At 69.2% G+C, this 20,443-nt stretch carries 22 protein-coding genes and 1 tRNA gene; 3 read left to right on the forward strand and 20 right to left on the reverse strand.

Annotated elements, in window-relative coordinates:
* Positions 1 to 366: 366 nt before the first annotated feature.
* From BJ986_RS04130 to BJ986_RS04215, 18 genes are all read right to left on the reverse strand, one after another.
* The gene (locus tag BJ986_RS04130; RefSeq protein WP_179420847.1) at positions 367 to 1,077 is read right to left on the reverse strand and encodes a hypothetical protein; all 711 of its coding nucleotides are present in this window, start codon (positions 1,075 to 1,077) and stop codon (positions 367 to 369) included.
* A complete protein-coding gene (locus BJ986_RS04135) occupies positions 1,061 to 1,675 on the reverse strand; it encodes a hypothetical protein (RefSeq protein ID WP_238338048.1) in 615 nt (204 codons plus the stop codon). The genes BJ986_RS04130 and BJ986_RS04135 overlap by 17 nt, the downstream gene beginning before the upstream one ends.
* A complete protein-coding gene (locus tag BJ986_RS04140) occupies positions 1,672 to 2,943 on the reverse strand; it encodes an MCE family protein (protein WP_179420848.1) in 1,272 nt (423 codons plus the stop codon). The genes BJ986_RS04135 and BJ986_RS04140 overlap by 4 nt, the downstream gene beginning before the upstream one ends.
* Complete coding sequence (locus BJ986_RS04145; protein ID WP_238338049.1) at positions 2,940 to 4,193, reverse strand: MCE family protein; 1,254 nt, start codon at positions 4,191 to 4,193, stop codon at positions 2,940 to 2,942. The genes BJ986_RS04140 and BJ986_RS04145 overlap by 4 nt, the downstream gene beginning before the upstream one ends.
* Positions 4,190 to 5,458 (reverse strand): MCE family protein, encoded by a 1,269-nt coding sequence (locus BJ986_RS04150; RefSeq protein WP_179420849.1) that lies wholly within the window; start codon positions 5,456 to 5,458, stop codon positions 4,190 to 4,192. Before BJ986_RS04150 ends, BJ986_RS04145 begins: the two co-directional genes overlap by 4 nt.
* The gene (locus tag BJ986_RS04155; protein WP_179420850.1) at positions 5,458 to 6,429 is read right to left on the reverse strand and encodes an MCE family protein; all 972 of its coding nucleotides are present in this window, start codon (positions 6,427 to 6,429) and stop codon (positions 5,458 to 5,460) included. The genes BJ986_RS04150 and BJ986_RS04155 overlap by 1 nt, the downstream gene beginning before the upstream one ends.
* On the reverse strand, positions 6,426 to 7,472 hold the full coding sequence (locus BJ986_RS04160; protein WP_179420851.1) for an MCE family protein: 1,047 nt from the start codon (positions 7,470 to 7,472) through the stop codon (positions 6,426 to 6,428). Before BJ986_RS04160 ends, BJ986_RS04155 begins: the two co-directional genes overlap by 4 nt.
* The gene (locus tag BJ986_RS04165) at positions 7,469 to 8,788 is read right to left on the reverse strand and encodes an MCE family protein (protein WP_179420852.1); all 1,320 of its coding nucleotides are present in this window, start codon (positions 8,786 to 8,788) and stop codon (positions 7,469 to 7,471) included. The genes BJ986_RS04160 and BJ986_RS04165 overlap by 4 nt, the downstream gene beginning before the upstream one ends.
* Positions 8,789 to 8,791: 3 nt before the next feature.
* Positions 8,792 to 9,619 carry an MlaE family ABC transporter permease gene (locus BJ986_RS04170; RefSeq protein ID WP_179420853.1) on the reverse strand — a complete coding sequence of 276 codons (828 nt, stop codon included), beginning with the start codon at positions 9,617 to 9,619 and terminating at the stop codon, positions 8,792 to 8,794.
* Positions 9,620 to 9,633: 14 nt separating this feature from the next.
* On the reverse strand, positions 9,634 to 10,404 hold the full coding sequence (locus tag BJ986_RS04175) for an ABC transporter permease (protein WP_179420854.1): 771 nt from the start codon (positions 10,402 to 10,404) through the stop codon (positions 9,634 to 9,636).
* Positions 10,401 to 11,396, reverse strand: a complete 996-nt coding sequence (locus tag BJ986_RS04180) for an ATP-binding cassette domain-containing protein (RefSeq protein WP_179420855.1) — start codon at positions 11,394 to 11,396, stop codon at positions 10,401 to 10,403. The genes BJ986_RS04175 and BJ986_RS04180 overlap by 4 nt, the downstream gene beginning before the upstream one ends.
* Positions 11,397 to 11,605: 209 nt before the next feature.
* Positions 11,606 to 11,992: a 50S ribosomal protein L7/L12 gene (rplL, locus tag BJ986_RS04185; protein ID WP_179420856.1), complete on the reverse strand. Its 387-nt coding sequence runs from the start codon at positions 11,990 to 11,992 to the stop codon at positions 11,606 to 11,608.
* Positions 11,993 to 12,090: 98 nt separating this feature from the next.
* The gene (rplJ, locus tag BJ986_RS04190; RefSeq protein WP_179420857.1) at positions 12,091 to 12,771 is read right to left on the reverse strand and encodes a 50S ribosomal protein L10; all 681 of its coding nucleotides are present in this window, start codon (positions 12,769 to 12,771) and stop codon (positions 12,091 to 12,093) included.
* A gap of 311 nt (positions 12,772 to 13,082) precedes the next feature.
* The gene (gene rplA / locus BJ986_RS04195) at positions 13,083 to 13,802 is read right to left on the reverse strand and encodes a 50S ribosomal protein L1 (RefSeq protein WP_179420858.1); all 720 of its coding nucleotides are present in this window, start codon (positions 13,800 to 13,802) and stop codon (positions 13,083 to 13,085) included.
* A gap of 109 nt (positions 13,803 to 13,911) precedes the next feature.
* On the reverse strand, positions 13,912 to 14,346 hold the full coding sequence (gene rplK, locus BJ986_RS04200) for a 50S ribosomal protein L11 (RefSeq protein WP_179420859.1): 435 nt from the start codon (positions 14,344 to 14,346) through the stop codon (positions 13,912 to 13,914).
* Positions 14,347 to 14,438: 92 nt separating this feature from the next.
* A complete protein-coding gene (gene nusG / locus BJ986_RS04205) occupies positions 14,439 to 15,356 on the reverse strand; it encodes a transcription termination/antitermination protein NusG (RefSeq protein ID WP_179420860.1) in 918 nt (305 codons plus the stop codon).
* A 75-nt stretch (positions 15,357 to 15,431) separates the two neighbouring features.
* Positions 15,432 to 15,701, reverse strand: a complete 270-nt coding sequence (gene secE / locus BJ986_RS04210; protein WP_337794817.1) for a preprotein translocase subunit SecE — start codon at positions 15,699 to 15,701, stop codon at positions 15,432 to 15,434.
* A 59-nt stretch (positions 15,702 to 15,760) separates the two neighbouring features.
* Positions 15,761 to 15,833 (reverse strand) — tRNA-Trp (locus BJ986_RS04215).
* 194 nt (positions 15,834 to 16,027) lie between these two features.
* Between BJ986_RS04215 and BJ986_RS04220 the strand changes: the two genes are divergently transcribed.
* The 3 genes from BJ986_RS04220 (at position 16,028) to BJ986_RS04230 (ending at position 18,953) form a co-directional block, all read left to right on the forward strand.
* Complete coding sequence (locus tag BJ986_RS04220; protein ID WP_337794819.1) at positions 16,028 to 17,329, forward strand: aspartate aminotransferase type Ic; 1,302 nt, start codon at positions 16,028 to 16,030, stop codon at positions 17,327 to 17,329.
* A 69-nt stretch (positions 17,330 to 17,398) separates the two neighbouring features.
* Positions 17,399 to 17,896 carry a DUF5709 domain-containing protein gene (locus tag BJ986_RS04225; protein WP_238338050.1) on the forward strand — a complete coding sequence of 166 codons (498 nt, stop codon included), beginning with the start codon at positions 17,399 to 17,401 and terminating at the stop codon, positions 17,894 to 17,896.
* Between the two features lie 19 nt (positions 17,897 to 17,915).
* Positions 17,916 to 18,953 carry an adenosine deaminase gene (locus tag BJ986_RS04230; protein ID WP_179420863.1) on the forward strand — a complete coding sequence of 346 codons (1,038 nt, stop codon included), beginning with the start codon at positions 17,916 to 17,918 and terminating at the stop codon, positions 18,951 to 18,953.
* On the opposite strand, the gene BJ986_RS04235 is transcribed toward BJ986_RS04230, so the two are convergent.
* Both BJ986_RS04235 and BJ986_RS04240 read right to left on the reverse strand, forming a co-directional pair.
* Positions 18,934 to 20,010 carry a UDP-N-acetylmuramate dehydrogenase gene (locus BJ986_RS04235; protein WP_179420864.1) on the reverse strand — a complete coding sequence of 359 codons (1,077 nt, stop codon included), beginning with the start codon at positions 20,008 to 20,010 and terminating at the stop codon, positions 18,934 to 18,936. The genes BJ986_RS04230 and BJ986_RS04235 overlap by 20 nt on opposite strands.
* A 10-nt stretch (positions 20,011 to 20,020) precedes the next feature.
* Positions 20,021 to 20,443, reverse strand: a complete 423-nt coding sequence (locus BJ986_RS04240; protein ID WP_179420865.1) for a MaoC family dehydratase — start codon at positions 20,441 to 20,443, stop codon at positions 20,021 to 20,023.

Below are 20,443 nucleotides of genomic sequence, written 5' to 3' on the forward strand. Positions count from 1 at the left end.
TGTCTTAAATCTGATGGTTCGAAACCGGTGCAGCGCCGACCGCCGGGATGACCACGCAGGAGACTGTGCCGCGAATTCGTGCCGCAGGGCACGACGAAGGGCTGGGGTCTGAGGCGGGATCAAGAAAGAGGGCAGCGCAAAGGAAGAGCATACACAAAGTGGGCAGCCTCGTCCAACCGTGTCCAGCGGGCTCGCGCCACGACTGTCGACGGGGGTCCTGCCCGGGCCACAAGCCACGGGCTGATCCGACGCAGACGAGGATGACGCGCGAAACCCCCCACGTCAAGACATTCGCCCCGTGTGGCGCCGAACGACCTGCGGCGATGCACCCGAGTGGGGACGCATCGCCGCAGGTGGGGGCCGGTGCTAGAAGGCCTGGACCTTGCTGATCAGCCAGCGGTCGCCGACCTTGGTCATCGTCGCGATGACCCTGTTCTGGTCCACGACGGGGGCCTTCTGGTCGCTGCCGACGCGGGCCTGGTTGACGAACGCCAGCACCCTGACGGTCGTCGGCGAGGAGCTCATCACGCCGATGTCGGACACCCTGGCCTGGACCACCGTCTGGTTCTTGACCGCGAGCGGCTTGATGTCCTTGTCCATCGCGGACGTGAACTCACCCTTGAACGACCCGGTGAGCAGGCCCTCGATCTGCGCGGCCTGGGCATCGATGGTCTTGTAGTTGTAGCTCAGCATCTGCTCGATCGAGGTGCGAGCCTGGTTGGCGGCAGCCCGGTTGGCGTCCGCCTGGGCGCTGGAGTCGCGCAGGCTGACGCCCAGCACCGTCCCGAGGACCGCGAGCGCCGCGACCAGCGCGACGAGCGGGGCCACCCACCGCCGGCGGCCGCCGTCGACCACGGTGGTCGCCCGCTCGGACGGCGCTGCGGTGGACGACGAGGTATGCCGGGTGGGCAGCTTGGGCAGCCGCGGCCAGCTCCGCTGGCGGCCGGGCCGCTCCCCCGCCTCCGGGGTGCTGGGGCTCGGGTCGACGGGCTGCGGCTGTTGCGGGGCTCGTGCGCGGGACCGTTCTCCGGCCACCCGGGGACGGGCCTTGGCCCTGGTCTCAACCGACGAACTCAAGGTTCTCCACCTTCCACTCGTCGCCGACCAGTCGCAGGTCGAGCCGCATCCGGTAGGTCTTGATCTCGCCGTTCGGGACGGCGGTGTTCTTCGTCGGCGCGACGACGCCGACGAGCGCGATGGCGGAGTCCTGGTCACCGGAGACCAGCGCCGCCTCGGTGCGCTGCACCGAGGAGACCGTCTGGTTGGCGACGAGGACCTTGGTGAGCTCGCTCGCGGAGCTCGAGTAGCTCTTGAGGAAGTCCCCCGTCGCGCCGGCCTTCACCCTGGCGATGTCCGCATCGACCTTCGTGTAGTCGACGGTGACGAAGTTGATGGCGAGCTGCTTGGCAGCCGCCACGGCGGCCGCGTTCGCCGCCTCGGTCTGCCGCGCGGCATACCACTCGCGACCGCGGGTCGCGCCCAGGGCGAGGCTGGCGACCAGCGCGATGGCCACCACGACCCACACCAGGGTCGGGGTCACGCGCAGTGCCCTGGCCCGGTCGGCATGGGGGTGGTCGCCAGTCTGGTCGCTCGCGTCGGCGGCGAGGGTGTCGGGGGGCGACACCCGGTCGTCCGCCTCCACCGCCTTCCCGGCGGGGGTGGTGATGGTGCTCATCGAGCAGCCTCCTTCATGATCCACAACCACGAGGCGTCGCTGCCCTCACCTGTGGACGGGGGAAGTGGCACCGATACCTGTGGCGTCGTCATGCCCAACGATGCTGCCATGCCGGGGGATACGGGTTGGTCACCGAACGCGAACGGGACGGTCGAGTTCGTGCTCGACTGCGGGCCGGGGGCGTTCTGGGCCCCGCGCACGCTCGTGGCCGAGCCGCGGGGGGCCGTGCAGCGGGCGGAGGTGTTCGCCTTGATGTCGCTGGTCTGGTTCGGCGAGCGGCGGGGGGTGCCCTGGTAACCCTGCGTGCAGACCGGCGGGTCGTGCGCCAGCGCCAGCCCGAAGTGGGCCGTGCCGTCGCCGGGGACGACCGTGTAGCCGCCGGCCACGACATCGGGATAGGTCACCAGGAGCTGCCGGATCCCGTCGACCCGGGCCGTGGTCACCTGGCCGACCGTGATCAGGTTGGCCAGCAGCGCCGCCAGGTTGCCCCGGTTGTCCCTGATCAGGGTCTCCAGCTCCTTGCTGGCCACGACGCCACGGTCCAGGATCAGGCGCAGGTCCCCGTCCGAGGACTTCAGGGTCTCGGACAGGTCGGCGAAGTTCTTGGCGAAGACCTTGACGTTCCCGGCGGTGTCGCGCTGGGTGTCGAGGACGATGCGGCCGTCGTCGATGAGCTTGATCGTCTGGGGCAGCGCCTCGGTGGCCGACCTGGTCAGCTTGTCACCGCTGTCGATCAGCCGCTGGAGGTCCTGTCCCCCGTCGGCGAACCCCGTGCCGAGCTCGTCGACCACGGTGCGCAGGTCCTGCTTGTTCACCGAGTTGACCGTCTGGTCGAGGTTCAGCAGGAGCGTGTCGACGCGCAGCGGGTAGGCCGTGTCCTTGCGGGCGATCGTGTCGCCGTTCTTCAGGGACGGACCGCCGTCACTGCGCGGCTGGAAGTCGAGGTACTGCTCACCGACGGCGGAGCGGTTCTCCACGACGACCTTGGTGTCCTTCGGGATCACTACTCCCCGTTGGATCTTCGCGTCGACGAGCACGCCGTCCTTGGACAGCTTCAGGTCGTCGACCCGGCCCACCGTGACGCCACGGTAGGTGACCTCGGAGCCGACGAAGATCCCGCCGGACTGCTCGAAGTCTGCCGCGACGTGGTACTGCCCACCGGCCACCTGGTCGTACAGACCGACGTACCGGGCGGACAGGACCGAGACGGTGACGAGGGTGAGCAGCAGGAACGCGACGAGCTGGATCTTGACCGTCCGGCGGATCATGCGGCACCTCCGTAGAGCGAGCGCCACGACTCGTCCGACGACGAGGACCCCGACGAGCTCGACGGTGGCGGAGCGCCCACGCAGATGATGCCGGGCACGCAGTTGCCCGAGGTGGAGCTGTGGCTGGGGGTGATCGGCAGGCTCGGGACGCTGACCGAGGGCGTCGGGATCGGCAGGCCGGGAATCGTCGGAAGGCCCGTCGGGACGCCCGTGGGCGGCCCGGTCGGAAGCCCCATGTTCCCGGCGAGGTTCGCCAGGTTGAGGTCCAGGGTGGCCGACATGTTGGTGTAGTCGCCCTTCATGGCGCCGATGGTCGAGTCGGAGAAGGGATAGGTCAGCAGCAGCTGCAGGGACTTGGGCAGGTTGTCCCCGGCCTTGGTGAGCTCCCCGAGGATCGGCGTGAGAGCCCTGAGGTTGGCCGCCGTGTCCGCCTTGCTCTGCTGGATGACCTGGGTGCCGACGGCCCCGAGGCGGCTGAGCGCCTGGAGCATCTGGACCAGCTGCTGGCGCTGGTCGGCGAGCACCTTGAGACCACCGGGCAGGGCATCGAGGGCCTTGCCGATGTTCTCCTTCTGGGCTGCCAGCTTGGCGGCGAGCGTGTCGATGTTCTCGATGGCGCGGACGATCTCGGACTTCTGGCTGTCCAGCCCGCCGATGAAGGTGTTGAGCTGGGTGATGACGTCCCTGATCTGCGACTGGTTTCCCCGGGCCGCATTGTTCAGCTCGGTCTCGATGATCTTCAGCTGGGCCACCCCGCCACCGTTGAGCAGGAGCGACATCGCGCTGAGCACCTCCTCGACCTCCGGGTTGCGACCGGTGTGGGCGAGGGGGATGTTGTCGCCGTCGCCCAGCCGGCCCTGGGGTGCCGTGGTGGTCGGGGCGGCCAGCTCGACGTACTTCTCACCCAGCAGGGAGGTCTGCTTGAGCTCCGCGACGGCGTTGTCAGGCAGCTTGACGCTCTTGGGCAGGCGCAGCGTCACCCGGGCCGTCCACCCGTTGAGCTCGATCTTCTCGACCGAACCCACCGTCACCTGGTCGACCTTGACCGCCGACTGCGGGACGAGGTCGAGGACGTCGGCGAACTCCGCCGTCACCCGGATGATGTCGCCGCTGTTGGCCGCCCCGCCGGGCAGCGGCAGGTCGAAGGCGCCCTGACAGCCGCTCACGCCGAGGAGCACCGCACCCACCACCAGGCCGGACAGGGCCTGGCGGGCACGCGGCATACGCTTCGGTGCTGGCCGGAGGTTCATCGGGACCCTCCCAGCAGGCCGCCCAGGGTCGGGTCGGCGCCGCCCATGACCACGCCGGGGTCGGACTGGCCGGACTGGCCGGACTGGCCGACCGAGGTGGCCTGCGACTGCGGCAGTGCGGACAACAGGTTGAGGGGCAGCTTCACACCGAGTCCTTGGAGCTGGTTGAGCAGGGACGCGATCGGCTTGAGCGCCCCGCTGACGGTCTTGCACAAGGACTCCGGCTGACCGCCCTGCACGATGAGCGAGCAGAGCATGTTCTGCAGGGTCAGGTTCTCGTTGATGTTGGCGCGGGTGTCCAGGGTGCCCGTGGTGTGGTTGTAGGCGTTCTGCAGGTTGCTGACCGCGACCGGGGCGTTGGTGAGCGCCTCGGCCAGCGCGTCGCGCTGCCGGGCCACCGTGCCGGTGACCGAGGCGAGCTGCCTGAGGTTGGTGGTGAGGCCGGCGCGGTTGTCGCGGACGAACGTGCTGACCTCGCTCAACGCGACCGCGAGGTTCGCGAGGGCTGCGGCAAGGTCGCCGCGCTCGCCCTCGAGCTGCTGCGACACGCTGGCCAGGTCGCCGTTGAGGCGCCGCACCTGGCTGTCGTTGGTGGCGAGCATGGTCGTGAAGGTCTGCAGGTTCTTCACGGTGCCGAACAGGTCGTCGCGGCCGCCGGAGAGCGTCGCGAGCGCGAGGCTGAGGTCGCGGTTGGTGTCGTGCAGCTTCTGGCCCTGGCCACCGAGGTTCGCGGCGCCCGTGTGGAGCACGTCGGCGAAGGCGCCGTGCTTGTTGGCACCCGTGGGGCCGAGGGCCACGAGCAGGTCGTTCAGGCTCGTGGAGATGCGGTCCAGCTCGACCGGGACCGCCGTGCGGTCCAGGCCGATCCTGGCGTTGTCCTGCATGACCGGTCCCGCGGTGTATGCCGGGAGCAGCTGGACGTAGCGGTCGCTCACCAGGGAGGGGGCCACGACGGCCGCCTTGGCGTCCGCGGGCACCTTGTACTTGCGGTCGAACTCGAACGCGACCTCGACCTTGTCGCCCCGGGGAGTCACCTGCGTGACCCTGCCGACCTGGACACCCAGGATGCGCACGTCCGACCCGGGGAACAGGCCCACCGCCCGGCTGAACTCACCGGTCACGTGGACGGTGTCCTGGCGTGGCCAGAATGCGTAGGCGCCGGCCACCAGGGCCACCACGACGAGCGCGGCGACGATCCTGGGAATGAGGCCCAGTCGGGGCGCGGTCGGCAGCGAGGGCAGCCGCAGGCCGCTCAGGCGCTTCATCAGTGGCCTCCCGCAGAGACAGGGGTCGTGAGGTTCTGGATGTACGTGTCGAACCAGCGGCCGTTGCCCAGGACGTTCGCGAACAGGCGGGTGAACGGGCCCATCGCGGTGATGGTGTCCCCGAGGTCCTTCTCGTGCTTCTCCAGCACCGCGAGGACCTTGGTGAGCTGGTCGAGCGCGGGCTTGAGCTGGGAGCGGTTGTCGCGGACCAGCCCGGTGAGCTGCTGCGCCATCGCGGAGGTGTTGGTGAACAGCGTGTGGATGGCCTCGCGACGGGCGTTGAGCTCGACGAGGAGGAGGTCGGAGTCCTTGATGATCGACTCCACGGCCTTGTTGCGCTGGGCCACCGTCCCGGACACGTTGTTGGCCGAGGCCAGGAGCCGCTTGAGCTCGCCGTCGCGCGAGGCGATCGTGGTGGACAGCCGGCTGAGTCCGTCCAGCGCGGCCTTGACGTCGGGCGGGCTGTCCCTGAACTCGGTCGCGAGCGTGGTCAGCGACGTGGCGAGCTGGTCGGTGTTGATCTCCTCGGACGTGGTCGCGAGGTCGCTGAAGGCGTTGACGATGTCGTAGGACGAGACGGTCCGATCCAGCGGGATCTCGCTGTCCTGCTTGAGCTGGCCGCCACCAGCCGGCTCCAGGGCGAGGTACTTCGCGCCCAGCAACGTCTTCATCCGGATGCTGGCACCCGTCCGGTCGCCGAAGGCTGCCGGTTCGGTGACCTTGAAGTCCACCTCGACGTGGCTGCCCGCGAGGTCCACGTTCTCCACCTTGCCGACCTTCACCCCGGCGATGCGCACGTCATCGCCCTTGATGAGGCCACCGGCCTCGGTGAAGGCGGCCCGGTAGTGGTTGCCGCCCCCGATGAACGGGATGCTCTGGATGTTGAAGGCGAGGTACAGCACCAGCCCGATGGACGCCAGACCGGCGGCGCCGATCGGGACGGGGTTGCGCTCGCGGAACGGGATGCTCATGAGCACCTCGCGGCGGAGAGCCCAGCCGGCTTGCTGACCGGGATCTTGATGGCGGGAGCGCCCTTGGCCGGCGCCGGCACGACGATCGTCCCGGCGAAGCTGCACATGTAGAAGTTGAACCAGGAGCCGTAGGTCGCGGTCCGCGTGATCGTGTTGATCTTGCCGGGCGAGTTCGAGATGAACTTCTCGAACACGGCCGTGTTCGACGGCGTGTTGAGGTTCGTGGTGAGCGCCCGCAGGTTGGCGATGTCCGCCTTGATGGAGGGGCGGGTGAGCTGCAGCAGGTCGGCCGTCTGGGCGGTCAGGGAGTTGATGTTGGTCAACGAGGCGCCGATCGTCGTGCGGTCCGCGGCCAGGCCCGAGATGAACCGCTGGAGCTGGTCGATGAGCTGCTTGAGGGAAGCGTCGTGGGCATCCACGGTGCCGAGCACCGCGTTGAGGTTGGTGATCGTCCGTCCGATGACCGCGTCGCGGTCCGCCAGGGTCGAGGTCAGCGACGCCGTCTTGGACAGCAGCGAGTTGATGTTGCCACCCTCGCCCTGCAGGACACTGATGATGTTGGCCGACAGCTCGTTGACGTCCTTGGGCGACAGCGCCGCGAACAGCGGCTTGAACCCGTTGAACAGGACGGTCAGGTCGAGGGCCGACTGCGTGTGGTCCAGACCGAGGGTGGCGCCGTCCTTGAGCGGGGCCGCGTCACCGACCCCCTGGGTGAGGGCGATGTAGCGCTCACCGACGAGGTTGCGGTACTTGATGGTGGCCTGGGTCCCCTGGGTGAGGACGCTGGTCCTCAGCACGGCGAACTCGACGAGGGCGTGCACGTGGTCCGGGGCGACCTTGATGGACCCCACGTCACCGACCCGGACTCCGGCGATCCGGACCTCCTGGCCGGGCGCGAGGCCGGTGACGTCGGTGAACACGGCACGGTAGGTCGCCTTGTCGCCGAACTGGGTGTTCGCGATGGTCGCGGCGAGGGTGCCGGTGGCGAGCAGGGTCGCCGCCACAAAAATGAGGAACTTCACCAGGCTGGATCGGGTGCTCACTGCTGGCTCACCACCGTTCCGCGCAGCATCGGCCCCATCAGGAGCGTCGTGATGGCCGACGGCTGACCGTCCCGTGACAGCAGCGCCGCGATGACGCCCTGCTCCTGCTCAGTGCCGGCAAGGCCCGCGTCGGCCTGCGCGATGCCCTGCCCGGAGGCGCCGGAGAACATCGAGGGGAGCGCGCTACCGGCCGCTCCCGAACCGGAGTGGTTGGTGCCGTCGTTGAACGCGTTGCCGCGCCACGGGTGCTCCTGGGTGCCCACCCGGTTGGGCAGGCCCTGACAGCTCGGGCCACGGGTCTCGCCCCACCGGGGCTCTTCGCCGGGCTTGTAGCCCGGCCGCTGCTGGGTGACCTCGACGGTGATGTGGAACATCTTGTTGCGCCAGGCTCCGTCGATCCGCGGGAGCCAGTTGACCATCGCAGTGGCGACGCAGGGGTACTCCGAGGAGTACCTGGCGAGCACCTCGACCGTCGGCCGCTGCACCCGGCCCACCTGGATGATCCGCCCGCCATTGGCGTCCAGGAAGTCGGCCGTCGTGTTCGCGAAGCCCGCCGTCCCCGCCAGGAAGCCTGCCAGCTGGTCCTTCTTCTGGACGATCGTGGTGCTCGTGGTGATCAGGGCGGTCGCGGCGCGCACGAGGTTCGGCGCCACCACGGCATACTCGCTGGCCAGGTCGGCCAGCCCGCTGATGTCCGCCTTGATCACGGGGAGCTTGGGGTTGATCTGCTTGAAGTAGTTGTCGACCAGGACCAGGTTCTGGCCCAGCCGGGTGCCTCGACCGTCCAGCGCGGAGGCGAGGGCGTTGAGGGTCGCCGACAGCTTCTCGGGCTGCACGGTGCGCAACAGCGGCAGCAGGTCGTCGAACACCTTCTCGAGCTCGATCGCCACCGACGTGCGGTCCTGGCCGATCGTGTCGCCCTGGGCGATGTGTCGTCCCACAGCACCGTTCGTCGGCGCGACGAGGTCCACGAACCGCTCACCGAACAGGGTCTTGGGCAGCAACCGCGCCGACACGTCGGCGGGGATCAGGTCGACCATCTCGGGCTTCAGGGCGAGCTTGAGGACCGCCCCCTTGCCTGTCGTCTCGATCGACCGCACCTCCCCCACGATCAGCCCGCGGATCTTGACGTCCGAGGACGTCTGCATCTGCGACCCGATGCGGTCGGTCATCAGGTTGACCATCACCACGGGCGTGAACCGCTTCTGGAAGGCGGCCACCGACAGGGCGACGAGCAGCCCGACGACCACGATGAAGCCCACGCCGTAGGCACGGTTGCCCAGTCGCGACATGACACCAGTGGAGGACTCAGCCATGCGTCATCCCGCGATCCGTACGGTGGTCGTGGCGCCCCACACCGCCAGCGAGAAGAAGAAGTCCACGATGTTGATGGCGACGATGGAGGTCCGCACGGCCTTGCCGACGGCCACGCCGACCCCGGCCGGACCACCCGAGGCGTTGTAGCCGTAGTAGCAGTGGATGAGGATGATCACGACCGCGAACACCATCACCTTGAGGAACGAGTACAGGACGTCGATCGGCGGCAGGAACAGGTGGAAGTAGTGGTCGTAGGTGCCGGCTGACTGCCCGAAGTAGTGCACGACGATGAACCGGGTCGCACCGTAGGACGACAGCAGGCCGAGCACGTACAGCGGGACGACTGCCACGAAGCCCGCGATCATCCGGGTGGTCACGAGGAAGGGCAGCGAGGGGATGCCCATCACCTCGAGGGCGTCGACCTCCTCGGAGATGCGCATCGCGCCGAGCTGGGCGGTGAAGCCACACCCGACCGTGGCCGCGAGGGCCAGGCCGGCGACCAGGGGTGCGATCTCACGGGTGTTGAGGTAGGCCGAGACGAAGCCGGTGAAGGCGCCCGTCCCGAGCTGGTTGAGCGAGGAGTAGCCCTGCAGCCCGACCTGGCTGCCGGTGAAGAACGCCAGGAAGGCGATCACGCCGACGGTGCCGCCGATGACGGACAACGCCCCTGACCCGAGGGAGACCTCGGCGAGCAGCCGCATGACCTCCTTCTTGTAGCGACGCAGGGTGCGCGGGCTCCAGGCGAGCGAGCGCACGTAGAAGCGCATCTGCTCACCCAGGCTGTCGAGCGCCTCCACGGGGCGGCCGGCGAGGTCGAGGACCTTGCTCATGTCAGGACACCTCCTCAGATCTTCTGGGGGACGACTTGGAAGTACACGGCGCTGGCGACGAAGTTCACCACGAACAGGAACATGAAGGTGATGACCACGCTCTGGTTCACGGCATCCCCGACGCCCTTGGGACCGCCGCCGGCGGTGAGGCCCTTGTAGGACGCGACGACCGCGGCGATGAAGCCGAAGATCAGCGCCTTGATCTCGCTGGTCCACAGGTCGGCCAGCTGGGCCAGGGCGGTGAACGACGCGATGTAGGCCCCGGGCGTGCCGCCCTGGATGATGACGTTGAAGAAGTAGCCACCCGCGACGCCGACGACGGACACCAGGCCGTTGAGCAGCAGGGCCACGACCATCGCGGCGAGCACCCGGGGCACGACGAGGCGCTGGATGGGGCTGATCCCCAGCACCTCCATCGCGTCGATCTCCTCGCGGATCTTGCGCGAGCCGAGGTCTGCGCAGATCGCCGACCCGCCCGCGCCGGCGATCAGCAGGGCGGTGACGATGGGCGACGCCTCACGGATGACGGCCAGGACCGAGGCGGCACCGGTGAAGGACTGCGCGCCGAGCTGCCGGGTCAGGGTGCCGAGCTGCAGGGCGATGACCGCGCCGAAGGGGATGGAGACCAAGGCGGTCGGCACGATGGTCACCGAGGCGATGAACCAGCACTGCTGGATGAACTCCTTGGTCTGGAACGGCCGCTTCGGCAGGGACCGGATGACATCCAGGACCAGCGCGAAGAGCGACCCGCTCTGCCGCAGCGCACCGATGGCTGGGTTGTTCACGAGATCGCTGCCTCGGTGGGCTGGACCGGCTCCGTGGGGCGCACCCCGGGAACTCCGGCGTTGTGGGACTGGAAGGACCCGGGAGGTGGCGTGATGCCGTTCGCGCGGCACCACTCCCCCGGCGGACGCTCGCCGCGCCGGGGCGTGCCGTCGCTCGTGCCGAGCTGGAGCGGGATGGGCGGCAGGGGCGGCAGCTCCTGGCCACGCTCGGAGGCGAGCTCGTCGGCGTCCTTCTCCTCGGACATGCCGATCGGGCCGATGGTCTGGGCGTTGAGGAACTGGCGCACGACCGGCTCCTCCGAGCTCAGCAGCATCTCGCGCGGGCCGAACATCGCCAGGTGCCGGTGGTAGAGCAGCCCGATGTTGTCGGGCACGGTGCGGGTGGAGTTGATGTCGTGCGTGACGATGAGGAACGTCGCGTCGATCTGCGCGTTGAGGTCGATGAACAGCTGGTTGATGTAGGACGTGCGGACCGGGTCCAGCCCTGAGTCCGGCTCGTCGATCAGCAGGATCTCGGGGTCGAGGACGAGCGCCCTGGCCAGACCGGCTCTCTTGCGCATGCCACCGGAGATCTCGCCGGGCAGCTTGGACTCCGCGCCGGTGAGGCCGACCAGGTCCATCTTCTCGAGGACGATCTTGCGGATGTCCGACTCTGACTTCTTGGTGTGCTCGCGCAGCGGGAAGGCGACGTTGTCGTAGAGGTTCATCGAGCCGAACAGCGCGCCGTCCTGGAACAGCACCCCGAACAGCTTGCGCACCTCGTAGAGGTCGTGTTCGCGCAGCTGCGTCAGGTCGCGGTCCTGGATCCAGATGGCGCCAGCGTCCGGCTTGAGCAGACCGACGAGCGTCTTGAGGAACACGGACTTGCCGGTGCCCGACGGCCCCAGCATTACGGAGATCTCCCCAGCGGGAAGGGTCAGTGAGACGTCGTTCCAGATCACCTGCGACCCGAATCGCTTGGTCAGACCCTCGACCTTGATCTCAACGCCCACAGTTCACCTCGTCGTGAAAAATCGCTTGCCCGCGAGGGCCCCGGCTCGTATCGGTTCAACGACCGCGTGGCCCTGAGGTTACGGGCCAGTAAGCCCCACGGCATCCCCGATGGCAGAGAAACACGCCGCCGGCATACGCGAAGCGGGCCCGACCCGGAGGTCGGACCCGCTTGGCGAGCAGTGCTGGTGCTCCCCGGAGGGAGCTCAGATCACTTGAGGGTGACGGTGGCCCCGGCGGCCTCGAGGGCCTCCTTGGCCTTGTCGGCCGCAGCCTTGTCGACCTTCTCGAGGACGGGCTTGGGGGCGCCGTCAACGAGGTCCTTGGCCTCCTTGAGGCCGAGGGAGGTCAGCGCGCGGACCTCCTTGATGACCTGGATCTTCTTGTCACCAGCGGACTCGAGGACGACGTCGAACTCGTCCTGCTCCTCGGCAGCAGCAGTGTCGCCGCCGGCCGGGGCGCCGGCCGCGGCAACGGCCACGGGGGCAGCAGCGGTGACGTTGAAGGTGTCCTCGAACTGCTTCACGAACTCAGAGAGCTCGATGAGGGTCATTTCCTTGAAAGCCTCAAGGAGCTCGTCGGTGGAGAGCTTCGCCATGATGGGCGTCCTTTCTATTTCTTCGTATGCCGTGAGTGGCGGTTTGGTGGGCGAGCTGGGCCCTGCGTGGGGTAGCCGTGCGGCGACCGCCAGCGGGGTCAGCTCTCGTCGCCACCCTCGGCGACGTCTGCGGTTGCCTCGGCCACAGGGGCCTCGGCGGGGGTCTCCTCAACAGCGTCAACTGCGGGAGCGTCAACTGCGGGAGCCTCAACTGCGGGAGCCTCGGCCTCGGCAGCGGGGGCGGCGGCGGCTGCCACCGGTCCCTCGGCCTCGACCTTGGCACGCAGCGCGTCGACGACCCGAGCGGTCTGCGACAGCGGTGCGGCGAAGAGGTAGACAGCCTGGCTGAGCGACGCCTGAAGGGCACCGGCCAGCTTGGCCAGGAGAACCTCGCGGGACTCGAGGTCCGCGAGCTTCGTGATCTCCGCGGGAGTCAGGGCCTTGCCGTCGAGGACGCCGCCCTTGATCACGAGGAGGGGGTTCGCCTTGGCGAAGTCACGCAGGCCCTTGGCGGCCTCGACCGGGTCACCATCGACGAATGCGATGGCGGACGGTCCGACGAGCTGGCCGTCGAACGCCGTGACTCCGGCGTCCTTCGCAGCAAGCTCGGTGAGCGTGTTCTTCACGACGGCGAAGGTGGCGTTCCCGCGCAGCGAGTTGCGGAGCGTGGTGATCTGCTTCACCGAAAGCCCGCGGTACTCGGTCAGCACGGCCGCGCCGGAGTTGCGGAACTTGTCCGACAGCTCGGCGATGGCGGCAGCCTTGTCAGCCTTGGCCATGGGGCCTCCCTTCCGTGTGGTCGACCGGCCGGAGGTGAGGGCCCCACATGGAAGAAGCCCCGTGCACAGGGCACGGGGCTCGCACGCGGAACGGGCTCGGAGAGCCGTCTCTGCGGGTGAATCGTGGCCTGCGCTGGACGTCCACCACAGTGGAACCTTCGGTCACGTGCTGCCTCTTGCGGTGGCACGCGACAACCGAGCGGTCTTTGGTCAGGGTCCAGAGTACGGGTGGCTCGGCCACGGACCAAATCGGTGGAACGCGAGAGCCCGCCACCGCAGGGGTGACGGGCTCTCGCGGGTGGTGCGGGGACTCAGGCGGTGGCCTCGTCCTCGACCAGCAGGTTGCGGGTGCGGGTGTAGTCCAGCGGGATGCCGGGGCCCATCGTGGTCGACATCGTCGCCTTCTCGATGTAGCGGCCCTTGGAGGAGGACGGCTTCAGACGAAGGATCTCCTCGAGCGCGGTGGCGTAGTTCTCCACGAGCGACTTCTCGTCGAAGGACGCCTTGCCGATGATGAAGTGGAGGTTCGCGTGCTTGTCGACGCGGAACTCGATCTTGCCGCCCTTGATGTCGGTCACGGCCTTGGCCGTGTCCATGGTGACGGTGCCGGTCTTCGGGTTGGGCATGAGACCACGCGGGCCCAGGACCTTGCCGAGACGACCGACCTTGCCCATCATGTCCGGCGTCGCGACGACCGAGTCGAAGTCCAGCCAGCCGCCGGCGACCTTCTCGAGCAGCTCGTCGGAACCGACGTAGTCGGCGCCGGCCTCACGGGCGGCCTCGGCCTTGTCACCGTTGGCGAACACGAGGACGCGGGCGGTCTTGCCCGTGCCGTGCGGCAGGTTGACGGTGCCACGGACCATCTGGTCGGCCTTGCGGGGGTCGACGCCGAGGCGCATGGCGACCTCGACGGTCTCGTCGTACTTGGCCTTGGCCGACGACTTGGCGAGGCGGACGGCCTCGAGGGGTGCGTAGATCTTGGAGTGGTCGACCTTCTCGGCCGCCTCGCGGTAAGCCTTGCTGCGCTTCATTTCTGCTCCTGTTTCGAATGGTGGTGCGGTGGAGTTGTGGTCAGTCGGACCAGCGCGGTCCTGCCACGTGCCCCGGTATGCCGCGTGGGCGGCATACCGGGAACCCTCGTCAGAGGGTGGTGTCGATGCCCATCGAGCGGGCGGTGCCGGCGATGATCTTCATCGCCTGGTCGATGTCGTGCGCGTTCAGGTCTTCCATCTTCTGCTCGGCGATGGCCCGGACCTGGTCGGCCGACAGCTTGGCGACCTTGGTCTTGTGCGGCTCACCGGAGCCCTTGGGCACCCCGGCAGCCTTCTTGATCAGCTCGGCGGCCGGCGGCGTCTTGGTGATGAAGGTGAAGGAACGGTCTTCGTAGACCGTGATCTCCACGGGGATGACGTTGCCGCGCTGGGCCTCCGTCGCAGCGTTGTACGCCTTGACGAACTCCATGATGTTGACGCCGTGCTGACCGAGGGCCGGGCCCACGGGCGGGGCGGGCGTGGCCGCGCCGGCCTGGATCTGCAGCTTGATGAAGCCGGAGATCTTCTTGCTCTTGGGAGGCATTGCTGTGTTCCTTCTGTTGTGGTGGGCCTACGCCGTGGGCGATGACCCGGTTGCATGCTCCCGGGATGCCGGGAACAGGTGCTGCCGTGCGCTCAGATCTTGGCGACCTGGTTGAACGACAGCTCGACCGGGGTCTCCCGGCCGAAGATGGAGACGAGCACCTTGAGCTTCTGGGTGTCGGGGTTGATCTCGGAGATCGTGGCCGGAAGGGTCTCGAAGGGCCCCTCCATGACGGTGACGGACTCGCCGACCTCGAAGTCGACGACGGCGACCTCCTTGGCCTTGCCCGCGCCACCACCGGTCGCACCGGCGGTCGCGGGGCTCTCCAGGTCGGCCGGGGCCAGCATGGTGAAGACCTCGTCGAGGCTCAACGGCACGGGCTGGTGGGCGTTCCCGACGAACCCGGTGACCCCGGGGGTGTGGCGCACGGCGCCCCACGACTCGTCGGTGAGGTCCATCCGGACCAGCACGTATCCGGGCATCCGGACGCGACGGACCAGCTTCTTCTGGCCGTTCTTGATCTCGGTGACCTCTTCCATGGGCACCTCGGCCTCGAAGATGAAGTCCTCCATGTTGAGGGAGGTGGTGCGGTTCTCGAGGTTGGCCTTCACGCGGTTCTCGTATCCGGCGTAGGAGTGCACGACGTACCAGTCGCCGAACTTGGCGGCGAGGGCGTCCTTGAACTCCTGCACGGGATCGGCGGGGGCAGCGTCGACCGCGGACTCCTCGGCGGTGTCCCCGGCCTCGGTGCCTGCGTCGTCTGCGTCCTCCTCATCGGAGGCTGCGTCACCGGAGAAGGTCAGGGTCGAGACCTGGGGCTGGTGGGCCCCGGCGTCGGCCTCGTCGGTCTCGTCACGCTCGACCTCGTCGGTCTCGTCGGTCTCGTCGCGCTCGACGTCGGCCTGGCTGTCGGCCTCGACGGGGCTGGCGGTGTCCTCTGAGGCAGCACCGTCAGCCGCGACCTGGTCGGTCTCGGGCTCGGCCTTGTCGGTGGTCCACTGGTCGGACACGCTGATGACCTACTTCCTTCTGGTATTCGCCGGGCGAACCCGGGGTGAGTGCAGGATGACTGCGGCAGGGCGGCGTCAGCCGCCGAAGACCCACAGCACGAGCTTCGTGAAGCCGAAGTCCACGGACGAGACCAGCGCCATCACGAAGGTCACGAACACGATCACGACGATCGTGTAGTTGACCAGCTCGGACCGCGTCGGCCGGACGACCTTGCGAAGCTCGTCGAGGATCTGGCTGACGAAGAGGTTCATCGAGCGGAAGAACCGCGAAATCGGGTTGCCTCCGTCGTCCCTCTTGCGGCCGGTGCGACCAGAGCCGCGGGTGTCCGCGCTCACGTCCGTCACGATGCCTCTGCTTTCACTCATGTATGCCGTGACCGGGTCCGGTCACAGGTCCTGCTACGCAGGGCAGGAGGGACTCGAACCCCCAACCGCCGGTTTTGGAGACCGGAGCTCTACCAATTGAGCCACTGCCCTACGGAACTCGTCGCGGGGGCGATGGGTTCCGGGAGGCCGACCTGACCTGTTCGCGGGCACGCCAGAAGCATGGCCAAAGTCAACCGAGCAGAAAGCATACGTGAGGCCTGCTGCCGAACGCGAACTCGCCGCCTCGTGACCGGGGCTCGGACGGCGACTGCACCGCCGCGAGCGGCTCTGGGAGCATGGACGTCGTGACCGAGCAGACGACCACCGCCCGCACTCCCCTCGCCGAGCGCTCCGCCCCGGAGCTCGAGGCCTTCGCCGCCGAGCAGGAGCGGGCGTATGCCGCGCTCAAGGGTCGGGGCCTGGCGCTCGACCTCACCCGCGGCAAGCCGGCGGCAGCCCAGCTCGACCTCGCTGCGGGCCTGCTCGAGCTGCCCCACGGCGTCAAGGACGCCAGCGGGGTCGACACCCGCAACTACGGCGGCCTCGAGGGGATCAAGGAGCTGCGCGAGATGTTCGCGGAGCTGCTCTGGGTCGAGCCGGAGCAGGTCGTGGCCGGTGGCAGCTCGAGCCTGACGATGATGCGCGACGTGCTGGTCGACCTGTGGCTGCACGGCGCGGTCGACAGCGAGCGCCCGTGGAGCCAGGAGGAGAAGGTCACCTTCATCTGCCCCGTTCCGGGCTACGACCGGCACTTCACCCTGCTCGAGTGGTTCGGCATCGAGATGGTGACCGTGCCGATGAACGACGACGGCCCCGACGTCGAGGCGGTGGCCGAGCTGGCCGGCCGGGACGCGAGCGTCAAGGGCATGTGGCTGGTCCCGACCTATGCCAACCCCACCGGGTCGGTCGTCACCCAGGAGATCGCCGCGCGGCTCGCAGCGATGGAGACCGCGGCGCCCGACTTCAAGATCCTGTGGGACAACGCCTACGCGTTCCACCACCTCACCGAGGACGAGGCCAAGAGTGCCGACATCCTCAGCCTCGCGGCCGCCGCGGGGCACCCGCACCGGCCGATCATGTTCGCCTCGACCTCCAAGATCACCTTCGCGGGTGCGGGCGTGGGCTTCCTCGCGGCCTCGGTGGAGAACGTCCGGTGGTACACGGGCCACCTGGGCAAGGGGTCCATCGGCCCGGACAAGGTCAACCAGCTGCGCCACGCCCAGTTCTTCGGCTCCCCCCAGGGGGTGCGGGACCACATGGCCAAGCACCGCCTGGTCATCGCCCCGAAGTTTGCCGAGGTCGAGCGCATCCTCACCGAACGGCTCTCCGGCCTCGGCGTGGCCACCTGGACGAGGCCTCGGGGCGGCTACTTCGTCAGCCTCGACGTCCTGGACGGCACCGCGGCGCGCGTCGTGCAGCTGGCGAAGGAGGCCGGGATCGCGCTGACGCCTGCCGGGGCGTCCTTCCCGCACGGCGACGACCCGCGCGACCGCAACATCCGCCTCGCCCCCACCTTCCCCCCACTGGAGCAGGTGAGCGAGGCGATGGAGGCCGTGGCCACCTGCGTCCTGCTGGCGACCAGCGAGAAGCTGCTCGCCACCACCTGAGGCCTGGGTCTGAGCGGTATGCCGCCGAGTCACCTTGCGACGACGCCGCACGTCGCGCAGGGTGGGGGGATGAGCGATCAACCGGGCACGGAGAGCTTCGAGGACGACCTGGGCAGCGTCAGCCTCGACGACGGGGTGGACGCGGGCAGTGGGCAGGACCAGCTGCTCGACTCGAGCGAGGGCGACAACGAACCGTCGTCACCACCGGACCTGCAGCCGCGCGCCACCGAGTGGGGCACGACGGCGTTCGAGCAGGGCCAGGAGGAGACCATCGAACAGCGCATCAGGCAGGAGGTCCCCGACCCGGACTCGGCCTACGGTGCCCCCGACAACGAGGGCGGCCTGGACCCGGAGGTCCGCGTGGGCGGTTCGGACCCGGACGCGATCGCGGCGGAGGACGACTTCCTGGGCGACGACGGAGTCGGGGCCGCGGGGGTCGGCCAGCTCACCGACCCTGACGAGGGCGACCGGCCGGACGTGGACAGCGAGCTCCTCGGCTACGAGTCCGCTCCCAGCGGCGACCCGCTGAGCCCGGAAGAGGCAGCCATGCACGTCGTGGAGGACTAGCCCTGCCAGACTGCTCCGCATGCGTCTGGTGACCGCCCTCCCGAAGGCGCACCTGCACCTGCACTTCACCGGCTCGATGCGCGTGGGGACCGTACGGGACCTGGCGCAGAAGTACGGCAGCCGCCTCCCCGAAGCCCTGACGACGGGCTACCCGCCGGTGCTCAGCGGTCGCGACGAGCGGGGCTGGTTCCGGTTCCAGCGACTGTACGACGCGGCTCGGGGCTGCGTGCGCGACGAGTCCGACCTGCGCCGAATCGTGCGCGAGGCGGCCCAGGACGACGCGGCCGAGGGGTCCCGCTGGCTGGAGCTCCAGGTCGACCCGACCTCCTACGCCCCGTCCGTCGGTGGCATCTCGCCCGCACTGGAGATCGTCCTGGACGAGGCAGCGGCCGTCTCCCGCGAGGAGCCGACCCAGGTGGCGGTCGTGGTGGCAGCCAGTCGGGTGCGCCACCCCCTGGACGCGAGGACCCTCGCCAGGCTCGCCGCGCGCCACGCGGGCGAAGGATCGGGCACCGTCGTCGGGTTCGGGATCAGCAACGACGAGCGTCGCGGGCAGACGTCGGACTTCGCGCCCGCCTTCGAGATCGCGCGACGCGCCGGGCTCGCCCTCGTGCCGCACGCGGGCGAGCTCCTCGGCCCGGCGGCGGTCGAGGAGACGCTCGAGGCCATCCGCCCTGACCGGATCGGCCACGGCGTCCGCAGCGTGGAGGACCCCCGGGTGCTCGAGCTGGTGGCCGAGTCCGGCGTCGCCCTGGAGGTCTGTCCCCGGAGCAACCTCGCGCTCGGGGTCTACGACAGCCCGCAGCAGGTGCCGTTGCGCACGATCCTGGAGCACGGCATACCGGTGGCCCTGGGGGCGGACGACCCGCTGCTGTTCGGTTCGCGGCTCGCCGACCAGTACGAGCTGGCGCGCACCGCTCTCGGCTTCTCCGACGATGAGCTCGCGGAGCTGGCCCGGGGCTCGGTGACGGCGTCGCGGGCGCCCGCAGAGCTGCAGAAGGCAGCCCTGGAGGACATCGACGCCTGGCTCGCGACTCCTACAGCTCGTGACCGATGAAGACCGGCTCGTTGACGAGGGTGACGCCGAACGCGTCATGAACGCCCTGCTGGAGGTGCCGCGCGAGCTCGGCGACCTCGGATGCCGTGGCGTCACCACGGTTGGTGATGGCCAGGGTGTGCTTGGTCGACAGGGCGGCCCGGCTGCCGGGCAAGGCGAAGCCCTTCGCGAACCCGGCCCTGTCGATCAGCCAGGCTGCGCTCGTCTTGATGTTGCCGTCCGGGTCGGCGAACCTCGGCGGGGTCGAGGCATCCGGGCCGAGCCGGGTCCGCGCCCGGGACTCCAGGGCCGCGAACCGCCGCTGCGACAGGACGGGGTTGGTGAAGAAGGAGCCGCAGGACCAGGTGTCGTGGTCGTCCGCGTCCAGGACCATCCCCCGCAGGCGCCGTTGCGCCAGGACGGCCTCGCGCGCGTCCGCCAGCGGGACGCGCTCCCCCGGTGAGACGTCCAGCTGACGGGCCAGGTCGGCATACCCGACGGGCTGGCTGAGCTCGCTGGGGACGAGCTGGAAGAGCACGTCGAGCACGACGTACCGCGACGTGGCCTTGAAGGCGGAGTGGCGGTAGGTGAAGGCGCAGTCGGCCGCCGCGAGGGTCCGGACCTGTTGCTGCGCGCGGTCCCACACGCGGACCGAGGCGATGGTCTGCGCCACCTCCTGTCCGTAGGCGCCGACGTTCTGGACAGGCGTGGCACCGCTCGACCCGGGGATCCCCGAGAGGGCCTCCACGCCCGACCAGCCCTCGGCCACGGCGCGTGCGACGAAGTCGTCCCACACGAGGCCGGCCGCGACGCGCACCATCACCCCGCCGCACAGGTCGGCGGACTCGACGGTGACCCCGTCGGTGGCCAGCCGGACCACGCTGCCGCCGAAACCGGCGTCGGCGACGACCAGGTTGGAGCCGCCGCCGATCACCAGCAGCGGTTCGTCGGCGTCGTCGACCTCGCGGACGGCGTCGACCACCTCGTCGATGGTCTGCGCGGTGACGAGCCGGGCAGCAGGGCCGCCGACCCGCATGGTCGTCAGCGACGCCAGGGGGACGTCGTGCTCGTCGTGCATGGAGGGCCGGTCAGTCGAGCTGGACGACGGCGATGCACCGGCCGAGCACCTTGACGCCCTCGCTCGTGGCGGTCAGCTCGACGGAGGCCCGGCGAGTGTCCTCGTCGACGGTCTTCACGACCCCGCTCACCTCGACCTCGCCACCGCTGGACGGGACGACGACGGGCTTGGTGAACCGGGTGCCGAACTCGATGACCCGGCCACCGTCACCGGCCCACTCCTCGACGACGGAGCCGACGGCCCCCATGGTCCACATGCCGTGGGCGATGACGTCGGGCAGACCCACGGAGCGGGCGAAGGCCTCGTCCTGGTGGATCGGGTTCTGGTCGCCCGAGGCGGCGGCGTAGGCGACCAGGGCCTCTCGGGTGACCGTGAGGGTCCGCGGTCCGATGGTGTCGCCGACGGCTGCCTCGGCCAGGGTGCGCGCGCCCAT

This window comes from Pedococcus badiiscoriae, from assembly GCF_013408925.1.
Taxonomy (GTDB): Bacteria; Actinomycetota; Actinomycetes; order Actinomycetales; family Dermatophilaceae; genus Pedococcus; species Pedococcus badiiscoriae.